This window comes from Pseudomonas mucoides (assembly GCF_015461845.1).
Lineage (GTDB): Bacteria > Pseudomonadota > Gammaproteobacteria > Pseudomonadales > Pseudomonadaceae > Aquipseudomonas > Aquipseudomonas mucoides.
On the sequence record NZ_JACOPW010000010.1, the window covers coordinates 69091 to 93595 of the forward strand.

General features: G+C 52.1%; 23 protein-coding genes. 22 read left to right on the top strand and 1 reads right to left on the bottom strand.

Features of this window, described 5'->3' with window-relative positions; genetic code table 11:
- Positions 1–25 precede the first annotated feature (25 nt).
- The 5 genes from H8F22_RS29020 to H8F22_RS29040 are packed head-to-tail and all read left to right on the top strand — an operon-like array spanning position 26 to position 4437.
- Complete coding sequence (locus H8F22_RS29020; RefSeq protein ID WP_169904153.1) at positions 26–943, top strand: hypothetical protein; 918 nt, start codon at positions 26–28, stop codon at positions 941–943.
- Positions 933–1844 carry a hypothetical protein gene (locus H8F22_RS29025; RefSeq protein ID WP_169904154.1) on the top strand — a complete coding sequence of 304 codons (912 nt, stop codon included), beginning with the start codon at positions 933–935 and terminating at the stop codon, positions 1842–1844. Before H8F22_RS29020 ends, H8F22_RS29025 begins: the two co-directional genes overlap by 11 nt.
- Before the next feature lie 39 nt (positions 1845–1883).
- Positions 1884–2579, top strand: coding sequence for a SprT family zinc-dependent metalloprotease (locus tag H8F22_RS29030; protein WP_078465854.1), 696 nt, complete (start codon positions 1884–1886; stop codon positions 2577–2579).
- 26 nt (positions 2580–2605) lie between these two features.
- Entirely contained in the window at positions 2606–3946 is a 1341-nt protein-coding gene (locus H8F22_RS29035) for a type IV secretion system DNA-binding domain-containing protein (protein ID WP_011922833.1), read from the top strand.
- Positions 3947–3951: 5 nt separating this feature from the next.
- Positions 3952–4437, top strand: a complete 486-nt coding sequence (locus H8F22_RS29040; protein WP_169904155.1) for a hypothetical protein — start codon at positions 3952–3954, stop codon at positions 4435–4437.
- Positions 4438–4489: 52 nt separating this feature from the next.
- Here the strand turns inward: H8F22_RS29040 and H8F22_RS29045 are convergent, their stop codons facing one another.
- Positions 4490–6007: an HD domain-containing protein gene (locus H8F22_RS29045; protein WP_228758997.1), complete on the bottom strand. Its 1518-nt coding sequence runs from the start codon at positions 6005–6007 to the stop codon at positions 4490–4492.
- A 130-nt stretch (positions 6008–6137) separates the two neighbouring features.
- On the opposite strand from H8F22_RS29045, the gene H8F22_RS29050 reads away from it, so the two are divergent.
- From H8F22_RS29050 to H8F22_RS29130, 17 genes are all read left to right on the top strand, one after another.
- Entirely contained in the window at positions 6138–7019 is an 882-nt protein-coding gene (locus H8F22_RS29050) for a hypothetical protein (RefSeq protein ID WP_169904230.1), read from the top strand.
- A 14-nt stretch (positions 7020–7033) separates the two neighbouring features.
- On the top strand, positions 7034–8686 hold the full coding sequence (locus tag H8F22_RS29055) for a type II secretion system protein GspD (protein WP_194940990.1): 1653 nt from the start codon (positions 7034–7036) through the stop codon (positions 8684–8686).
- The gene (locus H8F22_RS29060; RefSeq protein ID WP_169904157.1) at positions 8686–9615 is read left to right on the top strand and encodes a hypothetical protein; all 930 of its coding nucleotides are present in this window, start codon (positions 8686–8688) and stop codon (positions 9613–9615) included. Before H8F22_RS29055 ends, H8F22_RS29060 begins: the two co-directional genes overlap by 1 nt.
- A 79-nt stretch (positions 9616–9694) precedes the next feature.
- Positions 9695–10111 (top strand): hypothetical protein, encoded by a 417-nt coding sequence (locus H8F22_RS29065; RefSeq protein WP_153045957.1) that lies wholly within the window; start codon positions 9695–9697, stop codon positions 10109–10111.
- A gap of 1 nt (position 10112) precedes the next feature.
- Positions 10113–10793, top strand: a complete 681-nt coding sequence (locus H8F22_RS29070) for a hypothetical protein (RefSeq protein ID WP_011922840.1) — start codon at positions 10113–10115, stop codon at positions 10791–10793.
- Between the two features lie 2 nt (positions 10794–10795).
- Positions 10796–12589 carry a GspE/PulE family protein gene (locus H8F22_RS29075; RefSeq protein ID WP_011922841.1) on the top strand — a complete coding sequence of 598 codons (1794 nt, stop codon included), beginning with the start codon at positions 10796–10798 and terminating at the stop codon, positions 12587–12589.
- A gap of 275 nt (positions 12590–12864) precedes the next feature.
- A complete protein-coding gene (locus H8F22_RS29080; protein WP_169904158.1) occupies positions 12865–13332 on the top strand; it encodes a prepilin-type N-terminal cleavage/methylation domain-containing protein in 468 nt (155 codons plus the stop codon).
- Positions 13333–13347: 15 nt separating this feature from the next.
- On the top strand, positions 13348–14517 hold the full coding sequence (locus H8F22_RS29085; protein WP_169904159.1) for a type II secretion system F family protein: 1170 nt from the start codon (positions 13348–13350) through the stop codon (positions 14515–14517).
- Positions 14514–15038: a type II secretion system protein gene (locus H8F22_RS29090; RefSeq protein WP_169904160.1), complete on the top strand. Its 525-nt coding sequence runs from the start codon at positions 14514–14516 to the stop codon at positions 15036–15038. The genes H8F22_RS29085 and H8F22_RS29090 overlap by 4 nt, the downstream gene beginning before the upstream one ends.
- Positions 15022–16032 (top strand): type II secretion system protein, encoded by a 1011-nt coding sequence (locus H8F22_RS29095; protein WP_169904161.1) that lies wholly within the window; start codon positions 15022–15024, stop codon positions 16030–16032. Before H8F22_RS29090 ends, H8F22_RS29095 begins: the two co-directional genes overlap by 17 nt.
- Before the next feature lie 154 nt (positions 16033–16186).
- Complete coding sequence (locus H8F22_RS29100) at positions 16187–17269, top strand: radical SAM protein (protein WP_169904162.1); 1083 nt, start codon at positions 16187–16189, stop codon at positions 17267–17269.
- Positions 17269–18411, top strand: a complete 1143-nt coding sequence (locus H8F22_RS29105; protein WP_169904163.1) for a radical SAM/SPASM domain-containing protein — start codon at positions 17269–17271, stop codon at positions 18409–18411. The genes H8F22_RS29100 and H8F22_RS29105 overlap by 1 nt, the downstream gene beginning before the upstream one ends.
- Positions 18408–19526, top strand: a complete 1119-nt coding sequence (locus tag H8F22_RS29110) for a radical SAM protein (RefSeq protein ID WP_169904164.1) — start codon at positions 18408–18410, stop codon at positions 19524–19526. The genes H8F22_RS29105 and H8F22_RS29110 overlap by 4 nt, the downstream gene beginning before the upstream one ends.
- Positions 19527–19766: 240 nt before the next feature.
- Entirely contained in the window at positions 19767–20141 is a 375-nt protein-coding gene (locus H8F22_RS29115; protein WP_169904165.1) for a hypothetical protein, read from the top strand.
- 12 nt (positions 20142–20153) lie between these two features.
- Entirely contained in the window at positions 20154–21644 is a 1491-nt protein-coding gene (locus tag H8F22_RS29120) for a hypothetical protein (RefSeq protein ID WP_169904166.1), read from the top strand.
- A gap of 42 nt (positions 21645–21686) precedes the next feature.
- On the top strand, positions 21687–22745 hold the full coding sequence (locus H8F22_RS29125) for a hypothetical protein (RefSeq protein ID WP_169904167.1): 1059 nt from the start codon (positions 21687–21689) through the stop codon (positions 22743–22745).
- 109 nt (positions 22746–22854) lie between these two features.
- Positions 22855–24474 carry a radical SAM protein gene (locus H8F22_RS29130; RefSeq protein ID WP_169904168.1) on the top strand — a complete coding sequence of 540 codons (1620 nt, stop codon included), beginning with the start codon at positions 22855–22857 and terminating at the stop codon, positions 24472–24474.
- The last annotated feature ends 31 nt before the right edge of the window (positions 24475–24505 follow it).

Genomic DNA, 24505 nt, shown 5'->3' on the forward strand with positions numbered 1-24505 from the left:
GCCCATACTGAGAAGCCGCTTGCCAATGTCTAACAGAGAGTTCTTCAAGATCATGTGGACCGAGGATGCCTCTGACCGCAGCATTGATCTCGACCATTTCTCCCTCTCGTTCACTTACATCCGTGACTGGTTCACCGGCAACATTTTCGACTGGATCGTCGATTACTCTCACCTCTTGATTTACCTATCCTTTGCTCTATCGATAACCATGATTTTTCGTCGGACACTGAACGCCAAAAGCGGACTCGGTGCGCTTTTTGTCGTCTTGCTTTTATGGCATCAAGGTGAAAACTACACGCTTGCCCATTTGATTTTTGGACCTTCAGTAAACCCACAGTTCCTCAATCTCGGCCTGGCTGCTGTCTCACTACTCGGGGTCGGCGTTACGGTGGTTGTGAAGCAATGGCGCACGCTTGATCGGATCATGATTTTCAGTGCTCAATGCACCGTGGTAGCGACAACGCTTTTGTTCCACATGCTGCTTGTGCAGACAATTCTGCCAGGCTGGAATTTCAGCATTGCCTGGGGCAATGTTGCGGCAGTAGCGGTGCCCTCTGAGATGGATCGGGTCTGTGGCGAAAGTAGTCTAGTTTGCTGGCAAGGCGATACCTTTGAGCCGTCAGCATTCAATCCCTACATTCGGGATCAAGTCAGGGCGCGCATTGAGATGCTTAAGTCAGAACCGATAGCCGAGCTGGGTACGACTTTTGGCTCCGACAATGATCTTGTATCTAATGGAACGATGGCGGTGCTTGTGTATAAGAAGGGCAGCCATTTCTGGGTGATCGGTGACAGTCGATATGGTGTCCGCGCCCATACCGTTATTTTGAGGTCCTTCTACATCCTTTGTGCAGCAGCACACTCGGTATGGCTTTTCGGGGCGCTTGGGCTTCTGTGGTTCCACAAGCGCCGCTTCGCGAGGAGGAGGTCTTTTGCTGATTGACTTCGAGACAGTCCATCGAACTTACCTCAAGGGTTCAATGGATGAGGCCGGTTGGAGTTTTAACCCTGTAAACCCCGCAAAGCCTAGAACAGGTAGACATCTGAGCACCCACCAGGTTTTCAGTAATGCCGGGCTTGGAGTTGCCCTCTACTTGAGGAACGATTTCGAGGCGGGCCGTGCAATTAAGGTTCACGTTGGGTTGAAGCTTGTGTTCAGTCGGAAGGTTAAGGGCACGTTTCTTTTGCAAGATGATATGCAAAAAATCTCCTTAACTCTCGACATGGGTGGAGTGAGATCACTCTATGCATGGTTAGCCGGCGATACCCCCAATTTCACCTATGAGATTATTCGGCCGGGTGCTCCCAAGAAACAGGTGACCGGCTTTGAGACAGACCTCGAATTCCCACTTAGCATACGTGCCTTCGAAAATGACTCGGATGGTAGTGCTAGGTCTATTTTGGTTGGGCTATCCGACACCGACATTTTCCATCTGCAGCTGCACTGCCTGGGGCTAGCCAAGCTGCTTTATCCATCATTGAGTGATACTGCTCTTCTAGCGCACATGAAGCCTCGCATGAGGACCCCAACCTCATGCACCACGACCACTGGCACACCATCACATGTCAATGTGGTTCCCGAACCAACTGAGCTCCCCGCAGAGCCTCCTTTGGGCTCTATTCCTGCCAATGGTGAGTGTCTCCTAGAGGTCGACATTGAGAAGGCCAAGAAGGCCGTTTTCGCAGTTGGAAAGAATAGATGGCCACGCAAAGACATCGGTACGATCGAGCACATTCAGAATGGTCCAGTCGATGCCATGGATCGTTTTGTGAAAGCCGGCAACGTTGGTGACTTCACTGAGTGGGACAAGATTTACGGCTTGCTTCACCCCTCGACCAGGTGACTTCTCCAAAATGGGGCAGTCCAGTCCCACTATTGGGGTATGAACGAGAATCTGAAATTCCCACTGATTTATCAGCACAACGCTGAGTACGCCCGGGAGATACATGCGGCCAAAGAGGTTAGTCGGCTTTTGCAGAAGGTTGGCTTTCCTGGTGAGGACGTGTGGATCGATCTCCGGTTCGACTACTCATTGAGCGACCACTCCTCATCAAACCTAGACGTCATGCTGATACGGGGGCAGCCCCACGGTATCGTGAAGCTCAACCTGCAGGCCTTATTCTTGATGCAGGACTTCGAGGTGATGATCAGAGAGGTTATCCCCCATGAGTTAGCTCACGTCTTACATGGTGTGAAGTCCAAGGTTGATGGCGTCGAAATTCAGAAACCACATGACGAGGCTTGGAGCGACATCTTCATCGACCTCGTAGGTGGTTTCGATCAGGACATTGAGCCATTGGCCAAGGTTCGGGGTGAGTTTGATGATCGAGCAGTACGGTTGAGCAAGAGCGGCATCCTGGTTGAGTGTGAATGCGGGGATGATGAGTCAATCGATGTGATTGCCGACACCCCAGGTAATTCAGCCAAATTGCGTAACGAAGAGCTGAAGTGCACCACCTGCAAGTTTCCCTACGTCCGGTTTCAGGGCGATTCAATTCCGCAGCGCATCGCCGCTGACCTAAAATTCTTAGAGAAAATCAAATGCATCAAGCTTCAGCACACGCACCTTCAGCGTTAGCACAAGGCGTATCTCGCGGGAGTGGGTTGGACCATTTCGTAGACATCCATATCGGTGTGGACGCGAAGACTGGCGAACCCAAAATATGGTCGTATCCGTCGGTCACCAATTTCAACATCATTTTCCTTGGGGGGTCGGGTGCCGGTAAGACACATACGATCCATCACATGGCAGCAAATGTGTATGTGCGAGGTACGACCCTACACGTTATCGACATTAAGGGTGACTTCGCGCATTCGAACTTTGAGGCTACGGGCTTGGGGCATATGCTCCACCCTGAAGACTTTAATGAGATCAAGTTCAACTACTACCAAGACGGCTGCTCGCTCAATCCGCTGCAGGTCCCGCGGACAGAGGAGGGTGGGGGAGTCGTGCGTACAATTGAGTACGTTAAAGAGCTTGTTAAGGTCTTCAACCCGCAGGCAGGCCCGAAGCAGCTGAACTACCTCATCGAGATTCTAAAGACGGTCTACACGAAGTCAGGAATCGACCACGATGACCCTGAGACTTGGGCGCGGCAATCTCCAACCTTGATCGACGTGCTTGGTGAGATCGATTTGATCTTTAATGCCCTCACTGGGGGAATGGACACCACCACCGTTGCGGACATCTTTAAGGCCTTTGGCCAGGCCAAAAACCAGGCTGAAAAAGACATCCGGAAGATGAAGATCGATGAGGAGCCTAATTCAGCAATTGAGGAGCGAGTTCACGAAATTCGAGCGACCCTTGAGGACACGCTAAAAGGTCATGCTTCAAAGCTTATCAACTTCGATGCCCTCACAAATCGAAATGGCGCCCGTAGCGACTGGGAACATTGGTCAAAGGAAACTCTATACAGTCTCAAAGCAATCATCCAAGGGATGGTTGATAGCAGGCTGTTCACCGGCAATCCGTCTAAGCCGAGGCAGGGAAAAATCAACCGCTATGATCTCACCGCTCTGAGCCCAGCTCACCAGCAAGTGATCATGCGGATTATCGCAAGCCAGGTATTCGCAATGGGGGTAATGGAGACCAAGCGTAACAACGCCTTCAACCCTAAATTTCCAGCTCACATCCTCATTGCGGACGAGGGTAAACACATCAAGGAAATCTCCGTCTCTCCAATAAGTCCGTTTAACCGAATCGGTACGGAAGGTCGAGGCTATGGTGTTGGCGTCTGGTGTGGTGTGCAGCAGCCCGACCAGGTCACCAAAGATCTGCTCAAGAACTTTGCAACGTTTTTCCTGCTCAAGACCCCTGATGCCTCGTACCAAGAAATAACGAAGCTGTTTGGTGTTCGTCCGACCTTGCTGAAATCTCTCCTGCCGCGCGAGAACCTTTTGTTCGGTACCGGAGGTCCATACTCGCTCGTGAACCATTTCCGGTGATTGTGATGATCAAGCGCTATTCCATTTTGGCTATGGCTGTCCTTGCCATGTCGGGTTGTGCTCACGACGAGAAGCCTTTCTTCGCACCCTCTGAATCTGAATTGCAGGATCGGAGCCAACTCTCGGGCGCGGACCAGGCTGTTCTAATGGGTAAGTACCAGCACGCTGAGCGGATGCTTGCCCAATACGTTAGCCGCAATAATTCTGGTCAACTCAGAATGAAATACTTCGGCATCAGTGGCGAAAACAGAAAGCATGCAATCGATACCGTAGCCACTCTTCTCTGGGAGACCGGTCGCGACGATTCGTTGAAGCAGTTCGCGAAAGATTACTTATCCGGGTCAGAGTATCAGACGACCCTGTGCCGCATATCAGAGCGACAAGCAAAGTACGAAGAGGCCTATCACTGCTGGAACGAAATGGGGGAGATAGATCGTGCTGAAAGGGTTGTCAGAACTGAGGCAGCCCTTCGGATTTTGAGCACCCCTTAAGATCACTTTCCCCGGGATTGCCCCGGGGAAAAGTTTCCGCATGCAGAATCTTTTAGCTGGTTGCGTCTGCATCCGGCGTTTCGTTGTCGTCTTCATTTTTGTCGAGTGTTGGACGTAGCACTTTGACGTTTCCGTACTTGGTGGTTCCCCATTTAGGCACTGTTGTTGGGAGCAATTCGGAGATTCGATCCTTATTGAGAAGCACGCAGGCCTTCCATGGTTTCACACCAACCCTTACGTCGAACATCGCAGTGGGGCTTTCCATGTCCTTGACCTTCCACATGAGAAGGCCTAGTGAATCGAGTGCATTCTTGATTACGGGAATCGACGGGTGGCTGAAGCTTCGTGAGTCCACGCCCAACTGCATTTGACGAGCAAGAGCGTTGGGTAAAAATTCATCAAGGGACTCAATCAAGCGTGACATGGGCATGATCACATACTCGAAAGCATCCTTCGTCCAGCCTGCATCTTGACCGCCACGGTAAGCATTGATATCTGCCACGTTCAAGAACTTCTCTACTGCCGAAGCAACAAGATCGACCGTATTTGAGGCAGCTTGAGCAGCAGCGATACCTGCCGCTTTCTCAGACTGAATAATCTTTCCGTCGGCATGCCGGATAGCGCTAATGAGCCGCTCTACGCGGTCCCCTGCATTAGTGGGCAGATGGGTCGGGTGGTGGTAGTAACGCAGAGCCATCGTGAGCGTGAAGCGGTCCTCAGGGGCAAGCGAGTTGAACTCGGGCTGTTGCCGGACTAGATAAGCACTGAATGTGTTGTGGTGGGTCGCGTCCTTGCGTTTGACCCATTCACCAGGGCCTTTTTGCTGATACGCGAGGAGCTTGTCGATGTCGTGAGCCAGGCCGGCGACGCGAGCAAGAGGCTCCTCCCAACCTTTGGCACGCATGTAATCAGCAACGGATTTAGAGATTGCTATGGAGTGGTCCCCGAGAGATGCATCAGCATGGTGATGTCCTACGCTCGCCGGAACTTCTGGATGAGCCTTGAGTAACTCAAGAATGGCAACTTGGAGCTTTTCAATCGGCGATTCTGGCGGCCTAGCAGTGGCGACCGGTGCGCGGTCGCATCGCAAATAGTATTGCTCAAAGGGGTCCGTATCCTTAACACCAGGAATGACTGCCCCAGTGCTGGCATCTCGGCTATCCGGGATCATTACCATCATCGTGCAACCAGGAATGTCACAAGGATAAATGCCTGTTACCGCTGGATCTGGTTCCTCCATTTCCTCAGCTTTGGGCTGATCGTTGCGTGGAGCATAGATTTTCGCAAAGCCTATGGTTACGAGGGAGTAAGCCACCGCCGAGAACAATAAGGCGTGGACAATATTCATGCCTACAGCAGCAAGGGTACCCAAGTAGCCACCATCCGAAATCACCTGCGTAACCAAGTGTGGCTTGAACATGTACCAGACGGGCGCAAGCGCGTGTGCCTGGTAGTTGAGTTCCTCGCCGATCTCGACGAGGTAGGCCGCGTATCCACCGATCACCAAAGCCAACATGACGATCAATGGGAACATCGCGGATTTAGTGCTCGATGCTGCTGAAGAGCTCATTTTTGACATACCAAAAGCGGGGACTCAAAAAGGGTGCCGGTTTTTTTCGAAAAGTTCCAACCAAAACCGCGTTTTTGGAGCACTGGCCTTCCACTATTACGGTAACAGTCACCTCCAAAGGATTTTGTTTGTGAAGCATGCCCTGTCCATCCTGGCACTGATGATCGGCTGCCAAGCGGCTTATGCGGCGAATAGCGCGTTCAGCGACAGCGCCCTCGCACGCAACGAAGCCTTGTCCCCGTTCGATCGGTCCTATGAGGCCGGTCGTGCGCAAAACATCAACCAACCCGTCGACTACCAGCAGACTAAGCCCTCACACGGCCTTCAACTCGATCTCTCTGCTGATGATCCAGTGATTTCCGTTCAGGAAACTGAAACGGAGCGTAAGTACCGGCAAACCCTGGCTGACCTTGAAACAAATAAGCAGTCTCTGATGAATGCGCGTAAGGAAACTGAGCGCCAATTGGAGGCTGCTAAAGCTACCGCCGAAGCAACTGCGGCTAAGCGCCGTTCCGATCTGCTTGCGCAGCAGGTAGAGATTCAGCAAGCGCTAGCGCTTAACCGACAAGCTCAGCAACAAGCAGAACGCCTGAAGTATGAGCAAGTCGCAGCAGTGGCCAATATCAAGGCTCATAGCGACCAGCTGCTAATGCTGGCCGAAAACAATGCTGAAGTGATTGAGTCTTCTGCCCATAAGCGGGTGATCCTGGAGCGAATCGATCCCACAGTCGTGATGAACGAAACGGTTACCGCTGAGTACCAGGCAGCAACAATCAAGCAAATCGTAACCGGCATCATGCCGAATGGCTGGCGTGTGAAGACTGACTTCAGCCGTAAGCCAGAACTTGAGGTTCGCACCTATGAATTCGTTTCCACGGATGCTCGGGATGTCGCACTCCGAAGTCTTACGGCCTCGGTTCGCGACGCCAAAGTCCGTTACCAATATTTTTGGGATTTGAAGGATGCCGGTGGCAACCCTTCTCCAATGATCCTCCTCACCGATCGCCCGTAACGTAAGGCCAGCTAATGAAGCTCAAGCATATTGTACTTGCACTGACACTGGCCTCCGGGTTGCTCGGTTGCCAGAGCCAATTCGAATTCTCCCCTGAAACTCAGTACGGTGCCCTGCGGCCCGATGCTAAAGAGAAAATGCAGGCTCTTCGGGGCAATACCTATGTGCGTGAGATTCGCACGGAGGATGCCGCCAGGCGTAAGCCGGTGTTCCTGAGCAAGAAGGGGATTCCCCTGCGCTCCGTCCTGGCTGAAACACTTCCGGGTTATTCAATTATCCCGCGCGGTAAGGTAAATCTGAATGACACTATCGACGTATCCGCTGACGGCATGCAGATGGCGGATTTCATCGAGTACATTGAGGGAACTCGTGATCTCGACATAAAGATCGAAGGTAACCGAATTTTTGTCAGCAATTACTCTACGCGTGAATGGAACTTGGCAGCTTTTGCCTCGACCCGTAACGTAAACAACGTGATTGCGTCTACTCAAACCCGCGGTGCCAAAGCGGGTGACAGTGAAGACAATACCAAGGAAACCGGCACGTCCACTGGCAACATCATTGGTTTCACCCTGTCTGAGGACGAGTGGACCAAAATCATGGAAGGTGCCAGAAAGATCATCGGTGCCGCCTCGGATAAAGGCGGCTCTACGCGCTCAATGGGTACTGCAGATAGTACGAGCGTTGGATCTGGAAGCCGCGGTAGCAACTCCCCCACTGGCCCATCGAACCAACAAAGTTCTGGGTTGAATTTCGACGTTCAACTCCCAGCTATGATTGGCGGCTTGGGTGACTCTGAGGAAGCACCTGCGTACATCGAGGGCATTCGGTCTGTAGGCATCGTTACTGCCGGCGGCAAGCCTTCAAAGATGAAGGTTCTTGATCGATATCTTAAGCGTGCAATCGAAGAGTCCACGAAGGTTGTGAACGTTCAGGTCGAGGCTTATGACGTCCTCCTGACAGATGGCAAGCAAAAGGGGATCGACTGGAATCTGTTGGTCAATTCTACGGTCAGCGGGAACCCCCTCGGCCTGAATTTCTTTAACACGTCTCCTAAGAGCGACGACCCTTTCTGGAACGTTCAAGGAACCTACACCTCCTCCAAGGTAACGGCATCGGCTCTGGTTAAATTCCTCGAGCAATACGGCCGTGTTGAGCTTAAAGATCAACCCAACATCACTGTCCGCAATGGCGTCCCAGCTCAAATCTACGCCGGTGAGGAACTGACCTACATCGTTGATGTTGAACAATCTCAGGATAAGAGCGGAAACGTAACAGTGACCCCTAAGCTTGGCCGACTGAAGGTTGGTGTAACGCTTAGCGTTACTGTCCGTGTTCTTGATAATGACCAGTTGCTTGTTGATGTCTGGCCTGTGATTTCCAACCTGAATGACCCGGACACAATCAACATCGGTGATTATTCGTTCAATACTCCGAGAGTGAATCTTAAAGAGTTCAGCACCCAGTTGATTACTTCCTCGGGCCAGTCAGTGCACCTTGGTGGTTTGATCACAAAGCGTATGAACGAAGCCATGCGCCAGTTGCCATGGCAGAACCTGGTGACCAAAGCGATTCTTAATCCGCTCACTCAAGGCATTAACAACTCTCTGGAGCGGCGTGAACTGGTTCTGGTCGTAACCCCAACATTGGTGCAAGGGGCGTTGTAATGGCAGAACTTCAGCTTGGGATACCGATCAAGATAGGTGGTGAAGAAGTCATCATCTTCCGTGACGCTATCGGTACCGATGCTTTGGCAACTGGCCGTGATGCTGAAGTATTCACGGTCATTGAGCATGCCGGCCCGGATGGTCGTCCACCAATCTATATTGATGAGAATGAGCTCGGCACGTTAAGGGAGGATTTTCCCGGCACAAACGTGTATGGCCTCTGGCAGCTCTTATTTGCAAACAACCTTGTGCCCTTGGGGCACGAGGTTGTTGTATTCCCTACCAGCGAAGCAGGTGGCGTATACCTGCAAATGCAGAATGGGACTGACTATGACAGTCCTGCAAATATCAAGCGATCCTCTGAGTATATCGACAACTACTCTGCGGACTTATATGGCTATGATCTGCTCGCAGCGCCAAGAATCCGCGTTGACATCACCGACCTGATCCTTCCATCGACGCCAGCGTTTACACGAGTTGAGCTCTTTTCCAAAAAGCAACACGAACGTACAAAGCGTTGGTATCTCGCTCTAGCGATTTGCATCGTTGCTGCTGTCGCCGCCGTTGGCTACAACTACACAATGTATGCGGTTTTCACGATGAATATGGCCGAATACACAACCAAAAAGAAGTTAAGCAGCGACTTGGATACGCGCGTCGCGGGCCTGTTGAAAGAACGGCTTCAGACCATACCAAATGATGGCGTCGTTATTTCGAGCATAGATCAGGTTCTTGCCTTCGATCCCAAGATATCTACGCCTACTGCTGCCGGGCACACAAATGGTTTTACAGCTGGGCATGTTTTTATGACGCGGCCTGATTTTGCAGTGGATCTTTCGGGAAAGATTCCAGGTGTTACATCAAAGTTGATGCCCCAAATGTCCTATCTCTTGACTGTATCTCCTGATGCACTGGAGGTAGCGTATTAATATTCAATCCTTCCGGAAAAGATTTGGGGCCAAGGGCAAAAACACCCGTGGTGAGCCTCTCTTCACCGGCGCCATGTACTTGGCGATGATTTCTGTAGTTTTCATCAGTCTCAAAGTGACGATGTCGCTGAGTGAAGACCGAAAGCTACCTAATGACTACAAGCAGATAGATCGTGTCAATAACGGGTTACAGAACGAAATTGATGCCATTAATAAGCTTCCGGTACTGCCGAAGCTTGAAAGCTCATGGAAAATGGCCAGTGCTACCGCTGCGATCCACAGAGTTTCTTTCAAAGCTCTGGATGATCAAGCCAAAAGTGAACAAGCCAATACTTATTCTGGGCCTCTCCGAAACTGGACGGCTCAAGTAAGCGGCTCGCCGCGGGCTGTACTTGGAGCCGTGAAAAAAATCCAATCTGAGGTTCCGACGTTCTTGTATGACTACACGATCTCAGGCGGAATCATGAAGTTAAACATCACTGTTGTAGGGACCTGAGATGAAATTCTTTCCTAACTTATTGGTAATGGCAGTGACTGCTGTTGTTGCATGTCCGATCTTCGCAGATGATGCTGACCAGGTACTTGACCGTCAGAAGACCCTCAGTGCAATGGAATACAAGCGCGACCTCTTGAAGATCCAAGCCGACATGGCTGAAACCTATAAGAAGATGTCCGATGCCAGTTTCATTGTTGATAATGAAGGTAATCCACTTGGGGTGGAAAGCATCCAGAAACTGGGCGTAGAGGTGCGCAAGCAGGGCCGAGTTTCCGAGGTCAACCCGTTCCAGAGTTCTGGCTCACCAATCGTCCCCAATGCGATGCCCTTCATGCTCGATCAGCCGACCATGAGCGGGGCCGTACCCAGCACGCCGAATTCCGCTTTTGGCAATCAGCAGCGTCTACAACAGGCACCCTTGCCGAATCAAGAGCGTCCAGAACCACAAAAGCAGCCGGCATCTGATGACGACGATAAGAAGATCCTTTCTCTCCAAGAAGTTCGCGGCGACTCAATCATTCTCAGAACCAATGACGGCGACCGGATCCTCCGTGTTGGTGAGAAGGTCTATGACCTCACTCTGACTCGCTTCTCAGTTGATAAAGCATATTTGAAGGGGCCTAAGGGAACCCAGGTAGTTTCAATTGACTGGACATCTTCCAAGCGCTATGCGGACGACTGACTATGAGCTCTGAAAACATACGATCTATTGAGCTTCAACAGAAGAAAATTCTCAATCTTCTAGTTTCCGAGGGGAAGATCACCAATTCACAGGCTCAGTCGTTACCGCCGTCTGAGTCCGTTGAGTCGATCATCCCAGACATTGCTCGGATGACGAATAACGAGGACGCATTAGTTGCTGCTGTAGCAACAGCATTGAGTCGTCCTGCATTTGTCGAGGTTGAAGAGGGGCGGAAAGCTGTCCTACCGGGCCCCTCTGAAAACTACTGCGTTTACGATGGCATTGTGTTTCTGACCAATCCTCTGGATCAGCGGTCCATTTCACGAGCTTTGGCTTGGGCCCGTCAGAAAAAGAACGAAGGGGAGCTGAAGACCGATAGCGAGCTTCGTGTTGGCGTCATTGGTGCAGCCAAACTAGACGGGTTACGCAACACCGTTATCGATGATGATGAAGTCATCACCGCAGATGGTGAACAAGCTAAACAGCTTGCTGCCAAGCGTATTGACGACATGATTCGTGAAGCTGCATCGAAGGACGCTACCGATATCCATCTGCAGCCCACGCAGGGTGATCGGGTTCAGGTGCGCTATCGCATCGATGGTGATCTTCGAACCCAAAGAACCTATTTAAACACCCTTCATGACTCTATCTGCCGGGTGGCGATTGAAACTCGAAGCAACCTGATTCTTGAAACAGGTACTCCCCAGGACGGCAAATTCAGCTTCGATTTGACGGGCAATAAAAAAATCAACCTACGGTTGAGCTCTTTGCCCGTCCAGCGCGGCTCTGATAAAGCGCTGAAGCTAGTGTTGCGTCTTCTCGGAAACAACACCCAGCTTTCTAGCCTTCCGCAGCTTGGCCTTTCGAAGCGCAACGAGGACATCTTGCGACGGCTAGGTAACCAGCCTAACGGTCTCATAGCTATGACCGGGCCGACTGGTTCTGGAAAAACAACCACGCTCAGCGCTGTGCTCGTTGATGCATATCGCAATAACCCTGATCGTAACTACCACACCATCGAAGAGCCGGTTGAAATTCAGCATGAGGGGATGTCGCATACTGAGTGCGGGAAACATCTGACTTTTGCTGACGCGCTTCGGGCCCTTTTGCGGCAAGACCCTGACGTTATTTACGTTGGTGAGATGCGTGATGAGGAGACGGCTGATCTGGGATTCAAGGCATCTCAAACTGGTCACTTGGTGCTAACTACCCTGCACACTAACAACGCCCACGAGTCGATCGGTCGACTTGAGCGAATGAACATCCCGCTGGACATAATCGCTTCCAACACCTCTGCGTTTGCAGCCCAACGGCTAGTACGCCGACTTTGCAGCGGTTGCAAGGTTGAGTACAGATTAAAAGATTCTGCGGCCCAGGCTTCGCTCTATGGTCTGAACCAGATATTCAATGGGGACACCGATGTCTGCCTCTATCGCGCCAACCCCAAGGGTTGTGAGAAGTGCGGGCATGAATCGGGTGGCATGAAAGGCAGGGCTGGCATCTTGGAAATCCTTGAGTTCACGCCTGATATCCAGGAAGCAATCCTGGCTGGCGTGCCGCCTAACACCATGCGCAGGAACGCAATTGCGGACGGCTCCTTCCTCGATCTCTGGGACGATGGTTTGCGTCTGGTCAAGGCCGGCATCACCAGCTTCGAAGAGCTCGAAAAGCATCTGCGTCCTTATTTGACTGACCGCCTAAGTGCAGGCCGGGCAAGTCAGCATGGGGCCAAGGGCTTGTCACATCCGGCCGGGCAACAAACACCTTCGCATCTTCGAATTCAGCCACAGCTCTGACCTTTACTGAGTGGCGACACCTATGGAATTTGGGAAGGGTGTTTTGGATAGCGTGTCCCCACAACATCCAAGACAATCTTGCAGTGCAGATATCTCCCGGAAAACAGGGCGATGGATGGCATTCGGATGGGGGATTTCGATTCACCCCTGTCCTGCATGAGGTCTTTAGCTCTGTCATGGACGGCCGCCTCGGCGGTACCAGTAGCACCTAGCAGCAGATTCAGCTCACATCATCTGCGTTTACAAACAGTCATGAAAACCGAGGCAACTCCGAGATGAAACACCAACACCGAGTTTCAAACCAAGCGCTGAAAGTTCAGAAGGGCTTCACCCTTCTGGAAATCGTAATCGCAATCGCCATCCTGGCCATGCTGGCTGCGTACATTCTGCCTGGCTTGCTCCAGAACAAGGAAGACGCCAAGTACAGCACCGCGCTGACACAGCTCGAGAAAGACTTCCCGTCCGCCATTACGCGTCAGGTATCCCGTACCAATACCTGCTCCAGCACCTCGATCACCAAACAGCTGCTGCTCGCGCGTGGCCTGCCGACCACCACCGTATGGAACACTGACTGGAGTGTCGCTGGTGTGACCTCGAACACCGTCACCATCAACTACACCATCGATTCAACGGATGCCAAAACCGCTTCTGATATGGCAACCGCCCTTTCCTCGAATAACAACGTGCAGTCGGCAACTGCCTCTGGTAACACCCGGATCGCTGTCACTTACCGCTGCAACTGATCGGGAAATGAGATAATGGCTTACTGGCAGATTCGCTACATCGGAGAGTCCGGCTCCATCGAAACTTCTTCGTCAATCAAAGCAGAGAGTCGCGAGCAAGCCATTACTCTCTCCGGTCGCCCCCCGGCCTTCATCCAGCAAGTAAAGATTGATCACCTGGGTGCTGTAAAGGCTACGTTTGAGAAACGATTCCAACTTGTTGAACAGGTTCTGATTCTCTCTGCAATTGGTTCAAAGCTGGCGAGCGGTAAAACAATCGGCAAGGCAATCAAGGAGTCGGTCGATCATGAGCGTCTTGGCATTACCTACGCCGAGCTAGATCAGTGCGAAACCCCCAAAGAATATTTTACCAAGCTGCGGTTTGATGAAACCGCAATCTTGGTTGCGGACGCCGGCGAGAAGGCAGGAAAGCTATCCGAATCGCTCTTCAGAGCTTCAAAAGCTATTCAGGAGCGGATTAACGCCAAGAAAGAATTCGGTAAGGCCATGCAGCAAGGCCTCCTCTATACGGTCCTGGGATGCTTGTTCATGATTGGTATCCCGCTATGGGCTGGCGGCACAATGCACGACTTCATTGAGGTTCAACGCATTCCGCTTAAACTCAACAGCATGAGTAAAATGATCATGTTTCTGTACATGGTCTACACCCAGTATTTTGTCTTCTTGATTGCTGCAGTCGCCGCTACCTATGTATTCCGGGAGAAAATCTGGGACAACATTCGTACGCTGCCGATCTTTTCATTCATCAACGACCGGATGAAGATCTCCCGAGGACTCGATTTTGTAACCTCTTACCAGCTGTTACTGGGTAGCGGTTTCAACAACCTTCAGAGCTTTCGGTTTCTCGCAGTGCGATCGAAGGGGCTTAGCCATCGCCTTTACCTAGAGGCGGCTGACCGGTTGACTGAAGGCCGTCAGCTCTCTGATGTGTTTGACAGTCCGGAATGGCCCACGATTGTCCATCAAAACTTGCAGGGATTCGAGGAACAGGGCCCCAGCGGCCGGGATATGATCCTCTCGAATCTCAACGAAGCCTTGCGTGCCTATTACCTCGAGTATTCCTCACGTGTCAGTAGAGCGGCTTCGATGCTCGGTTTTGCAATGATGATTCTCACCATCATGATGTTCGCAATCGGGTTCTACATGCCGATTGTAAACCTCAACTCAGCGTTGAAACAGATGTGAGATCTCGCGATGCCCAAGCGGGCTTCACTCTTTTGGAGATCATTTTCGTGCTGGCTATCATGGCAATCCTCAGCACTGCGATCTTGCCCCCAGTACTTGAGCGGATCACCGAGGCAAAGGTAGAGGGGTCTATCGGGCAAGCTCAAATGATTTTGCAGATTTGCGAGATCGCTAGAACGAAAGTTCTGGCTACATCTGTAGATGCCCGGGGCCGATACACCCATACCTATGGCTCTCTAGATAACTGGGCATCGACCACGGTGCTTCAGTCGAAGCTGACCACCAACTACGACCTGGCTACAAAAAATGCCCTTGGTTCCCAGATCCTGGTGAAGTTCGACGCGGCCAGGTGCTACGTGGCAGTTGACCTACCGTTCCTACAGAGCGACTACGGTGGCTATTCAACCGAAACTGTAGGTGGGAAGACTCGGGTGATAGTCACCACGCGAATCAAGAATTCCTCATACCCATCTTGGGTTGTCAATCAGAAACGGATTTTGCACGATGAAGAAACACGCTGATCGCAGTAGAATCAAAGCTCAGGCGGGCTTCACACTCATCGAGCTGTCAGTAGTTTTGTCAATTCTCGCGCTTATGGCTGTGTTTACGGTTCCTAAGCTTATGGAGTCGATCAACGAGAGGCGCGTCAGCTTGACTATTCAAGAGACGCAAACTTTCTTGGATGCTGTGCGCACATATCGAATGAAGAATGGGGTCTGGCCGGCCAGTCCAAGCTGCACAGACGCCCAGATCGTGCTTCAAGGTACGGCCCCACCGATGCTCGCGGGAGTTGCCAACAAGAACAAATTCAACTCAGCCATTAACACCTCTTGCACCGTTTACACCTTCAGCATTTCTCAAAACATTATTGCGGACTGGGATGGGGATGTTGCGAACGGTTTGCCTGCGACCACTATCACAAATACGTCAAGCCATACTGTTAGGACAACTATTGGTGTCCCAGGTACAGAGCCGGCCCTTGATTCGAAATTGAGTCGCATCGCAACTGGTGATCCCGAAGACAACAGAATGAAAACTGCTCTCCTGATGGGGCAGCAAACCATTGCAGAAGGTGGTGATATTCAGCTTTCCAAGGTCAACCCTAAGGTTACCGCTTTGAATGGGGAGCTAGAGCTTGCATCCGGCTCGGGAAGCGTAAGCATCGCGACTAACAATATTCTGACAGTTGACAATATTAAGATTAGGTCGAGGAATAACGCTCTCCTTTCGGATCTGCTACCGAACTATGTTCAGAAAGGCACATACCTTGTCAGACATGGCTGGGGCGTTATAAAGCCGACTTGCTCGAATGGAGGTCTCCCTAGGGCTTCGTTACGGCCTGGCATGATGTCTGGTGGTTACGACCCTGGTGTCACTGGTAGCGGTATTTTCGGGTTCGTGTACCGGCTTATCGACAACGGAAGCATGTGGGTTGTCCAGACGGATATCTGGGGGACCGCGGAAGAGCGGAACAAGCTGGACTCGCTCGTAGACGTGTACTGCTATTACCCCTAAGCCTCACAAGAGGCGTTCGCCACTATAGGTTAACTGATAAGTGCCGTACTCAGTCATCATCGCCAAGCCCACAAAGGACTGCAATGCAGATTGCACTTACTGTTCTGCGCCTCCCGACGGCAATGCAGGGTGGACCTTCGACGATTTCCGGAAGATGTTCGATCGGCTTGTTGATTCCTTCACCCCTAACGTGCAGTGGATCTGGCACGGCGGGGAGCCGATGCTCATGAAGCCTGAGTTCTACATCAAGTGTGCTGAATACGCTCGGGCGCGCCACCCTGGTGTGAAGTTTGCTATTCAGACCAACCTTCTGGCCTACAAGTCCTCGCGCTGGAAAGATGTCTTTGAAGACGTCTTTGAAGGTCGTATCTCAACCAGTTATGACCCTTATAAGCGCTACCGCACTGTTAAGGGGTCGGCTGACACATACGACAGATTGTTCTGGCGCGCTATGGATGCGGCGATTGGCGATGGGTTTCGTCCACTTGTCATCGGTGTGTATGACGAAGGTGCTGCCCCGGCTGCAATGGAGATGTATGACCGAGCTAAGGCCTATGGTGTATACGGCTTCGACATTCGATTCAACTACGCGTATCCGGCCGGTCGGGTCAGAGATTCTGGCATGCTGATAAAACCAAACACGTATGGTCAGATGCTGGTAGATCTGTACGATCGCTGGGTCAAGGATCTGCCTATTTTCAACATCACGCCTCTGGATCAGATGCTCCAGAAGGTTGCTGGTTACCGAAGCACTCTGTGCCCTTGGACGAAGTCTTGCGGCGGTAAGTTTTTAACCATCGATCCAGACGGTTCAGTATTCAATTGCAGTGAGTTCAGTGACCTTGGTGATGAGCGCTACCGATTTGGCAATATTCTGACGGGTGAGGTCCAAGGTTCCACTCCTGTAGAGGTAAAATTCTACCCGCCGGCCGAGATCGTTTCTGCCTTAGCTGCGTCGCCTGCGTCCAAAGAGATTATGCGGCGTCAAATAAAGTTTCCGGTCGACTGCCGGTCTTGTGATCATTTCATCGAATGTGAAGGTGGTTGCGCCCGAGATTCGGTTTTGTTTGAGCGCGGCATGGGTGGCAAGTTTGGATACTGTGAGAGCTGGAAAATGGTTTTCACCAGGCTCAAGGAATCAGTGGCAAGCGGCGAGGCTGATAAGCTGCTTTTGAAGCTTGGCATCACCCCTGCGGATGCTCACTCGCGCATTTCAGACCTGAGCAAGGTGTCCTGATGCTCCAGGTCTACTTGAAGCCAACAAATTACTGCAATGTTGGGTGTGATTTCTGTTACCTGCCTGATGAAGTCAGGTCCAATAAGAAACGAATGACAACGGAGACGTTGGAGCACTCGCTGCAGCTGATCCGGGATCTTGCTGCACGAGAGGGGCACGACCGTGTATCGATCCTCTACCATGGTGGCGAGCCTCTTACTCTGGCCTCAGAAGTATTGTTCGAATTCTCTGATGCCGTGCGTCAGGGGCTTGTTGGGCTTGAAGTACAAGAATCTATCCAAACCTCATTGATCCCTCTGCGCCCGGGCCACATTGCTTTTTTGCGTGAGCGTTGCGGCGCCTTCATTGGCTCCTCCATCGACTTTTCTGGCCGAACTATCAATGGTTCTAGCAGCCGGTACGTAGACCTTTGGATGGATAAGGTTCAGTTGGCCCGGGACAATGGCCTCGAGGTTGGACCTGTCATGGTGCCGACCCGCGGCGAGCTAGGCAGGGCGCCCGAGATCTACGCATGGTTCAAGAGCAATGGTTTCAAACATTTCAACATCGAACGCTACAACAGCCAAGGCGGTGATGAGAATCGCCCTGATAACCGTGAGCACGCAACATTTCTCCGTGATTTATTCGACATCTCGATGGCTGACCTACGTCAGTTCGGCTCGTGCGTTACCAACAATGCTGTGGGTGCCTCGATAGCCGGTGTATTGAACGGGCAGCCAGGAGAGCGTTGGGGCGGGACTTGCCAGCGTGACTTTCTTGTAATAAATCCGGACGGCTCTCTCAACTCATGTCCTGACAGGATGGAGTATGAAGTCGACGCCTGGCCTAAGGCCTCTGATGGTATCGATGCATTTCAGTCTAGCCCTGCGCGCAAGGGTTGGATCAGAGTCCAGCATATCGAGCACGTCGAAAACCACTGCCGAAAATGCGAGTTCCGGAGCTGGTGCAAGTCCGGCTGCCCGATCACTGCGCATCAGGTGCATTCAGGACTGGGTGAGTGCGCTGGATATCGATCGCACTTAAACCATGTCCAGGATTTTCTGAGCTCGGCGGATGGAGTCCGGCTGGCTTCTTCATATCTAGCGGCAGCTGGAATATACGGGTACGACCCCTACACCTACGGCATAGAGCGTATTCAGTGAGCATCGGCGCACCTGATTTCGATCACATGGTTTACGTGCGACTGATCGAGGCCTGCAACCTACATTGCGAGCACTGCTTTATCCCAAACAATCCAAAGCGGATGAGTTGGGCGCAGATTGAAGCAATTCCGGCTAAGGTCAAAACCTTCGCTGTTCCAGGTAGCACCATCCTGTTTCAAATGCATGGCGGGGAGCCAACTCTCGTAGGTGTCGAGTTGATGCGTAAAGTTGTTGTATACCTGCGATCGAATCTTGAGGGATTCAAGGTCGTGTTCTCACTGCAAACAAATCTGATGAACTTCGACCTCAGGTGGGCCGACCTCTACAGAGATTTTTTTGACGGCGTTGTAGGCGTTTCTTGGGATCCGGTTATTCGTCGTACCAAGGCCAGCAAGCCTGGGTCCAATGTAGATTTCGAGGAGCGGTTCTGGCGAAATATGGAATCCCTGCAGAGCGCTGGGCTTGAGCCGTACATGGTGATTACAACCACCAAGATCCTGATGCAACGGTTCAGAAACCCCTCAGACCTAATCGACTACCTTCGCTCGAAAGGAATCCGTCACGTTCACTTTGAGAGGCTGACTAGGACCGGATATGCAATCACCAATTGGGATCGTATCGGTGTGACCAACCGCCAATACAGTCTTTGGATCGCCCGGTTCGCTATGGCTTATTCTCGGTATATCGCGACTCCTCGAGATCACTACCAGGATATTCACATATCCCCACTAGACGGCTTGACTGAAAGCGTCCGGAGGCTTCGCAGTGGGCAGCGTGGAGGCTATGGATGCTTGTCTGGCGCTTGTGATACCCGGTTCCACACCTTTGACGATGGCGGCTACTACAAAGCTTGTACTGCACTCACATCCGAATCAAATAACCGTAACGCCATAGGCAGATCTGATGCCCAGCCGACTCGACTAGTTGAGATGCGCGAGGATCGCCAGATTGACTGTTATAGCTGTCAATTCAAGCCAATCTGCAGTTCAGGCTGCATGGCGACACCAAAAACGGATGAGAGCGGAGAGTGTGCCGGTGGGTTTACCGCGTTCAAGCTCATCAACGAGCAAATGGCTTTGGCTGAGCAGCCATCGCTGATTGCAGTCGCGGGATAGAACCCCTTGGGATCTTGAATAATTCGGTAGTGTCGTTTTGGCTTCGTGATTGGGAAACCTGAATGTACTATCCCGATGTACTCCCACGTCCACCATTAGCTTGGTGAGCTGGGCGAGACTTCTGGTCGGGAATGGTCAGGACCTCTGAAGTATTGCTACATCCAAGTCCGGTTCCATCGGCAATGGGTGAGTAGTCGGTGCCGTATGGGCCGCGTTGATAATCTGGAGAGAAGGCGAATAATGAGTAAATTTACTCCCAACAGGGTGCTGGCTACTTTGGCCGTGAGCGCGATCGCGGTAGCGGCGTTCAACAGCGTTGAAACCAGATTCACAATCAACGAGACCCAGGCCGAACTGGAAGCTGACCACAACGTCGCCCAGATGCGGAAGCTGCTCGAAATGAACCCGATCAAGCCAATGGTAGAGCGGCATGCTGACACTCTGAACAGCGTCGTTAAGCACGAGGCCGTCCCGCGGATCAACAACATGCTTCTGGCCGCTACAGCAACCGCCAAGGACATGGACTCCACGAACGTCGGCAATTGGGGCTATTGCCATAGTGCATGCCATGGCGCATGTCACGGTGCATGTCACGGTGCACGAGGCTGGCGCTAAGGCAATATGAACATGACCCCCCCTGAATCGACCCAAACTGATGACGCAGCTGCCCTGACGGGCTCTCATTTGCCGGAGTCTGCAACCACTGTGGCTGACAATGTAGACATACCCACCCAGGTCAGCGACGACCAGGTTGACGAATCGATACCCGAAGAATTTCGGTACAACCTTGTGTTCAACAAGAAGGTGTCTGAGCTTCGTGCGCTGTTCGAGGAGCAGCATCGTCAGATCCGGGAGGAGGGTGCTGAAAAGCCAAAACGCGACGTTGCTTATCAATCTGTGATCTGTGACGAGCAGTTGAATCAGATTCCACTTGACGCCCGCTCCATTGGCCTGCTTGTTCAAGCTGATGACCAAAACCCTGCAATGCTGAGCGAAAACTTTGAGTTCAGCCTTATCCTCGCTATGGGATCGTCATCGCCTGGCACAATTGATGTGCCTTTTGACACGTCGGTGGATACGCGTGAAATCCTCTACCAGGCTGAGTCTGCTGGTTTTGGGGTTAATCTACTTCCCCCGGCGAACGCTACGGTTATTAATGCCGAGGTTGAGGCATATTGTGACCTCATTCGTGATTACGGTCGGATCTCGTTGCATGGCCAGAGCTGCAATATCCGGGTGTCGCCGATCGATGGTTACATGGAGTACCTGCTGTACGCAGAGCTTGGCTACAAACCAAAGGTCATCTCCACCGACGAGATGATGAACTTGCTCTACACCGATACCATGCCCGAAGTCGTTATGGATCATGTTAAAGCGTGCATCGCGGAGGTCGTGATTGAAGTCCTAGGCCCGGACTTCATGAAAGACCTCGTTGTAAACACTGTAAAAGCCCTGCACCTGAAGGATTTACAGTTCATGGAAGCTCGGGCCAGTATCCTTGAAGCTGAGTTGGATACCCGCACTCCGTTTCCAAACATGATTCGCATCCTGGCTGAGGCTACGGGGCTTCGCGGTGCCGACGCGGCCGGATTACTGTTCGAGCTTAAGAACGCAATCCACACAGTGCTCGATAAGTACCTACCATCTGACCCAGTAGTAGAACCAGAGCCCGAAAATTCCACCGCCTCCAGTGCTGAAGTTAAGAATGCAGATGGAGTTCAGCAGGTCGACCCAGAGGAAAAAGTACCTGCAGAGGATTCAGGTATGCGCGTTCGAGCTCCTAATACCAAGCAAGCGGATTTGGCCAAAGCTTTGTGCCTGATGGCTAGTTCTGTTGCTGGAGGCCCTGACGCTCTCAAAGCTGTTTGGGCTTCCATCGAGTCTGCGACTCAGCTCGATCAGCGGATCAACCTTGACCGTGAAACCACCCTCCCAAGTTTGGCTGCAGGTCGTGTAGCTGATGCTCTTGGTGTTGCACCAAAGGTCGCTGCCTTGGCTGCAGGTGAGCTTGCGACACTTCTTCAGGTTGTTCTCGAAGCTGGCGGTGCTATAGAGCCGCCACCACCACCTGCCACGCCCAAGCCCACCCCACCCAGTGGCTTGATCGCTGTCGGTTAAGTCCCGGCTGGCAGCAGTAAGCTGCCAGCCTATGAGGCATGCATGCGCTCAGAAGCTATCGGATTCATCAACGTAACCCGACAGTGCAATGTTGACTGCAAGCGGTGCTATCTCACTGAGGAGCACCGGGCCATTAAAGAGCGGTTGCCGGTCGCCACACTCCAGCAATTCCTCCAGTCATCATTTTGGGCAGACCGAGACTGCACCCTCATTTGGGAGGGTGGCGAGCCTTCAGTGATTGGGCCGCAGGCGATGCAACTTTTAGTTGATACAGCCCGTCGCCTGCTGCCAAGCGCAAGGCAGACCATGGTTACAAACTGCTTTTCAGTGCCAGACTGGCTATTGGCAATGGTTCATGAAGAGTTTGATGGGCTGGTCGAAACTACCTATGCACTTGGCAACAAATTCAACCTGGCCGGATCTGAAGTCATCTATCAGGAACGGTTTCTTTCCGGCCTCAACAAGTTCTGGTCCGCTGGGGTCCCTTGCGTTGTCAACGTTGAGCTCAATGCAGAGACGGTTCAGGCTGGAGCGGATGCCCTTGTGGATGTCATGCTTCAAAGTGAATGCAAGGTATGGGAGTTCGACATTTCTGTCGACTTCGCTTCATTCTTGAAGACACCCGTATATCACCCCGCCAGTACGCCGGCATTACCGCTCACTGTTCCATACCAGAAAGCCTGGTCATTCCTCGCAGATCTAAGGGAGCGGCATTATGCACGGCTGACTCGGGCCGGCATCACAATTGGTGTGTTCGAGCAGAATCCTGATGCGGGCAACCTTCAGTTCAATGTGCTTTCCGAGGATCGGTTCCTAACCCTGAATCCAGACGGCACAGTCACTACCAACCCGCTGTACTCTGACCTCGAAGGCACCATACTCGGTGATCTGCACGTTAGTTCGCTCGACTCCATGATTATTTCACGAAACCGGCTATCCCGAATTTCCCATGAGCGCAGAAGAATTAGGGCTTGTCACGGGTGTGAGCATGTCAGCTATTGCGGTGGCGGACCGGCGCATGTGCCTGTTTTTGATGGCTCGGGCGAGTGTGCCGGCGGACTCAGCATCTGGAATTCTTCGTTGAGGATGCAAAGTGCATAAGGCGTCTCGTGTAAACCAAGCAAACATCAGCATCACCGCGACCAGGTGGTGTAACCGGCGCTGCACCCACTGTTATATCGACCCAGCTGAGCTGGGAAATCCGACGCAAATGGACGAGGCTGTATTCAGATCTGTCTTTGACAGTGTTGCTCAGCTCGTTGCGTTGGATACTGGTCTAGAGGAAGTGGAGTGGGAGTTGATCGGGGGGGAGATTACAAAGCTCCCCGTTGCATACTGGGAGCGAAACCTTCCCTATGCTTTGAATAAGTGCCGTGAATTCAATGCTGGCTTCAAAACGCCAGGATCTATCAATGTCCTGACGAATCTGATATTTGCCAACGATAAGCATCGGAGCGAGTACGTCGACCTGTTCAACACCTATGGTGACTGGCCAGAGATGGCGATCTATACATCCTGGGAACCCGACACAAATCGTTTTGGCAAAAACATGAAGCTCATGGGGCCCTGGGCTGAAACTGTGCGCGCGATCAAAGCCAAGCAGAAGATTCTCGATGTGATTCTTACGAAGACCACCGTGGCGATGGGTCCAGATTACTTACTAGAAACGTTTCTGCCGCTCGGCATAACCGACTTCAGCATCAAGATGATAAGCCCTTACGGCTCGGGGAGGGCTTTTTGGCAGCCAAATATGGTGTCTTTCAAGGAGATGAGTGACTACCTATGTCGACTCTTTGATATTGCGCCACCCGGAATCACCTTCACCCCCGCCGATGAAATGTCAGGAGCCGTTTTCCGCGGAACAAGCTATCAGTGCATCGGCAATTTTCGATACGATTTAGCTGTGGAGCCTGACGGGTTGACTACATTCAACGCTAATCAAACGACAGCTGAAGCAGCCCTTGGCGAGCGTAAGATTTATGTTGGTGATGATGATTGGGCTTACCGGGTCCTTGCAGACAACACTCAAGAGCTAGATAACAAGCTATCTAAGTACCACAGCTATTGTTTCCAATGTGAATTCCACTCTGCGTGTGCTGGCGGCTGGTACCACTACAGGGTAGCCGAGCCAGCCGATGTCCGGCCATGGGATAAAGGAGATTGTCCAGGCTACAAGCAGTTATGGACAAAGGTTAAGGATCGACACGGTTCGTTTGATCCTGTGCAGGCCAGGCATAGCTCGGAAATGCAATCGATGATGATGAGCGCTAAGGCTCAGCCCCCTTCTGAAGTCTTCCATGAGGAGGCGGTAGGGGTTGCAGGGACATTCTCAGATTGGCTGAAGCAAACCCGCGGAGCAAAAGTAAACGTGCGTGCATCGAGCAGTTTCGATAAGCCGTTGATCCAGCGACTGTGGGCTTATCAAGGTGTAGGGACGGCCACGATGATCCAGCAGGCTGAGATACACCTGCTAACAGCTACGGAGCAGCGCGTGCTCTTCGAGCACCTGGTGTATCAAGATCTATCCGCGGTTTCGGTACCTTCAGAGGCTTTATGGAGTTGGGTTGACGCCAATGGCGGTGATCCATTGGCCGACCTGCTTGCAAGAGCTGAGGTTGACCTAGAGTCTAGCGGGCTGTGCCACACAGACATATTGGTGGCCGGACACAATACCGAACTTGTCCGCTGGGTGCTCAAGTACCCGCGCCTTTCGCATTCTGGCGAGTCGAATAATGAGCGGCACCCACTCGTACAGCAGCTCGCGCACCACCTTCAGCTTGAAGCACGAGCCAAAGACAGAATTGCAAGGCGTCGGCATAACCTTAGCTGAACCTAGACCGCTTTAATGGAGCGGTTTTTTT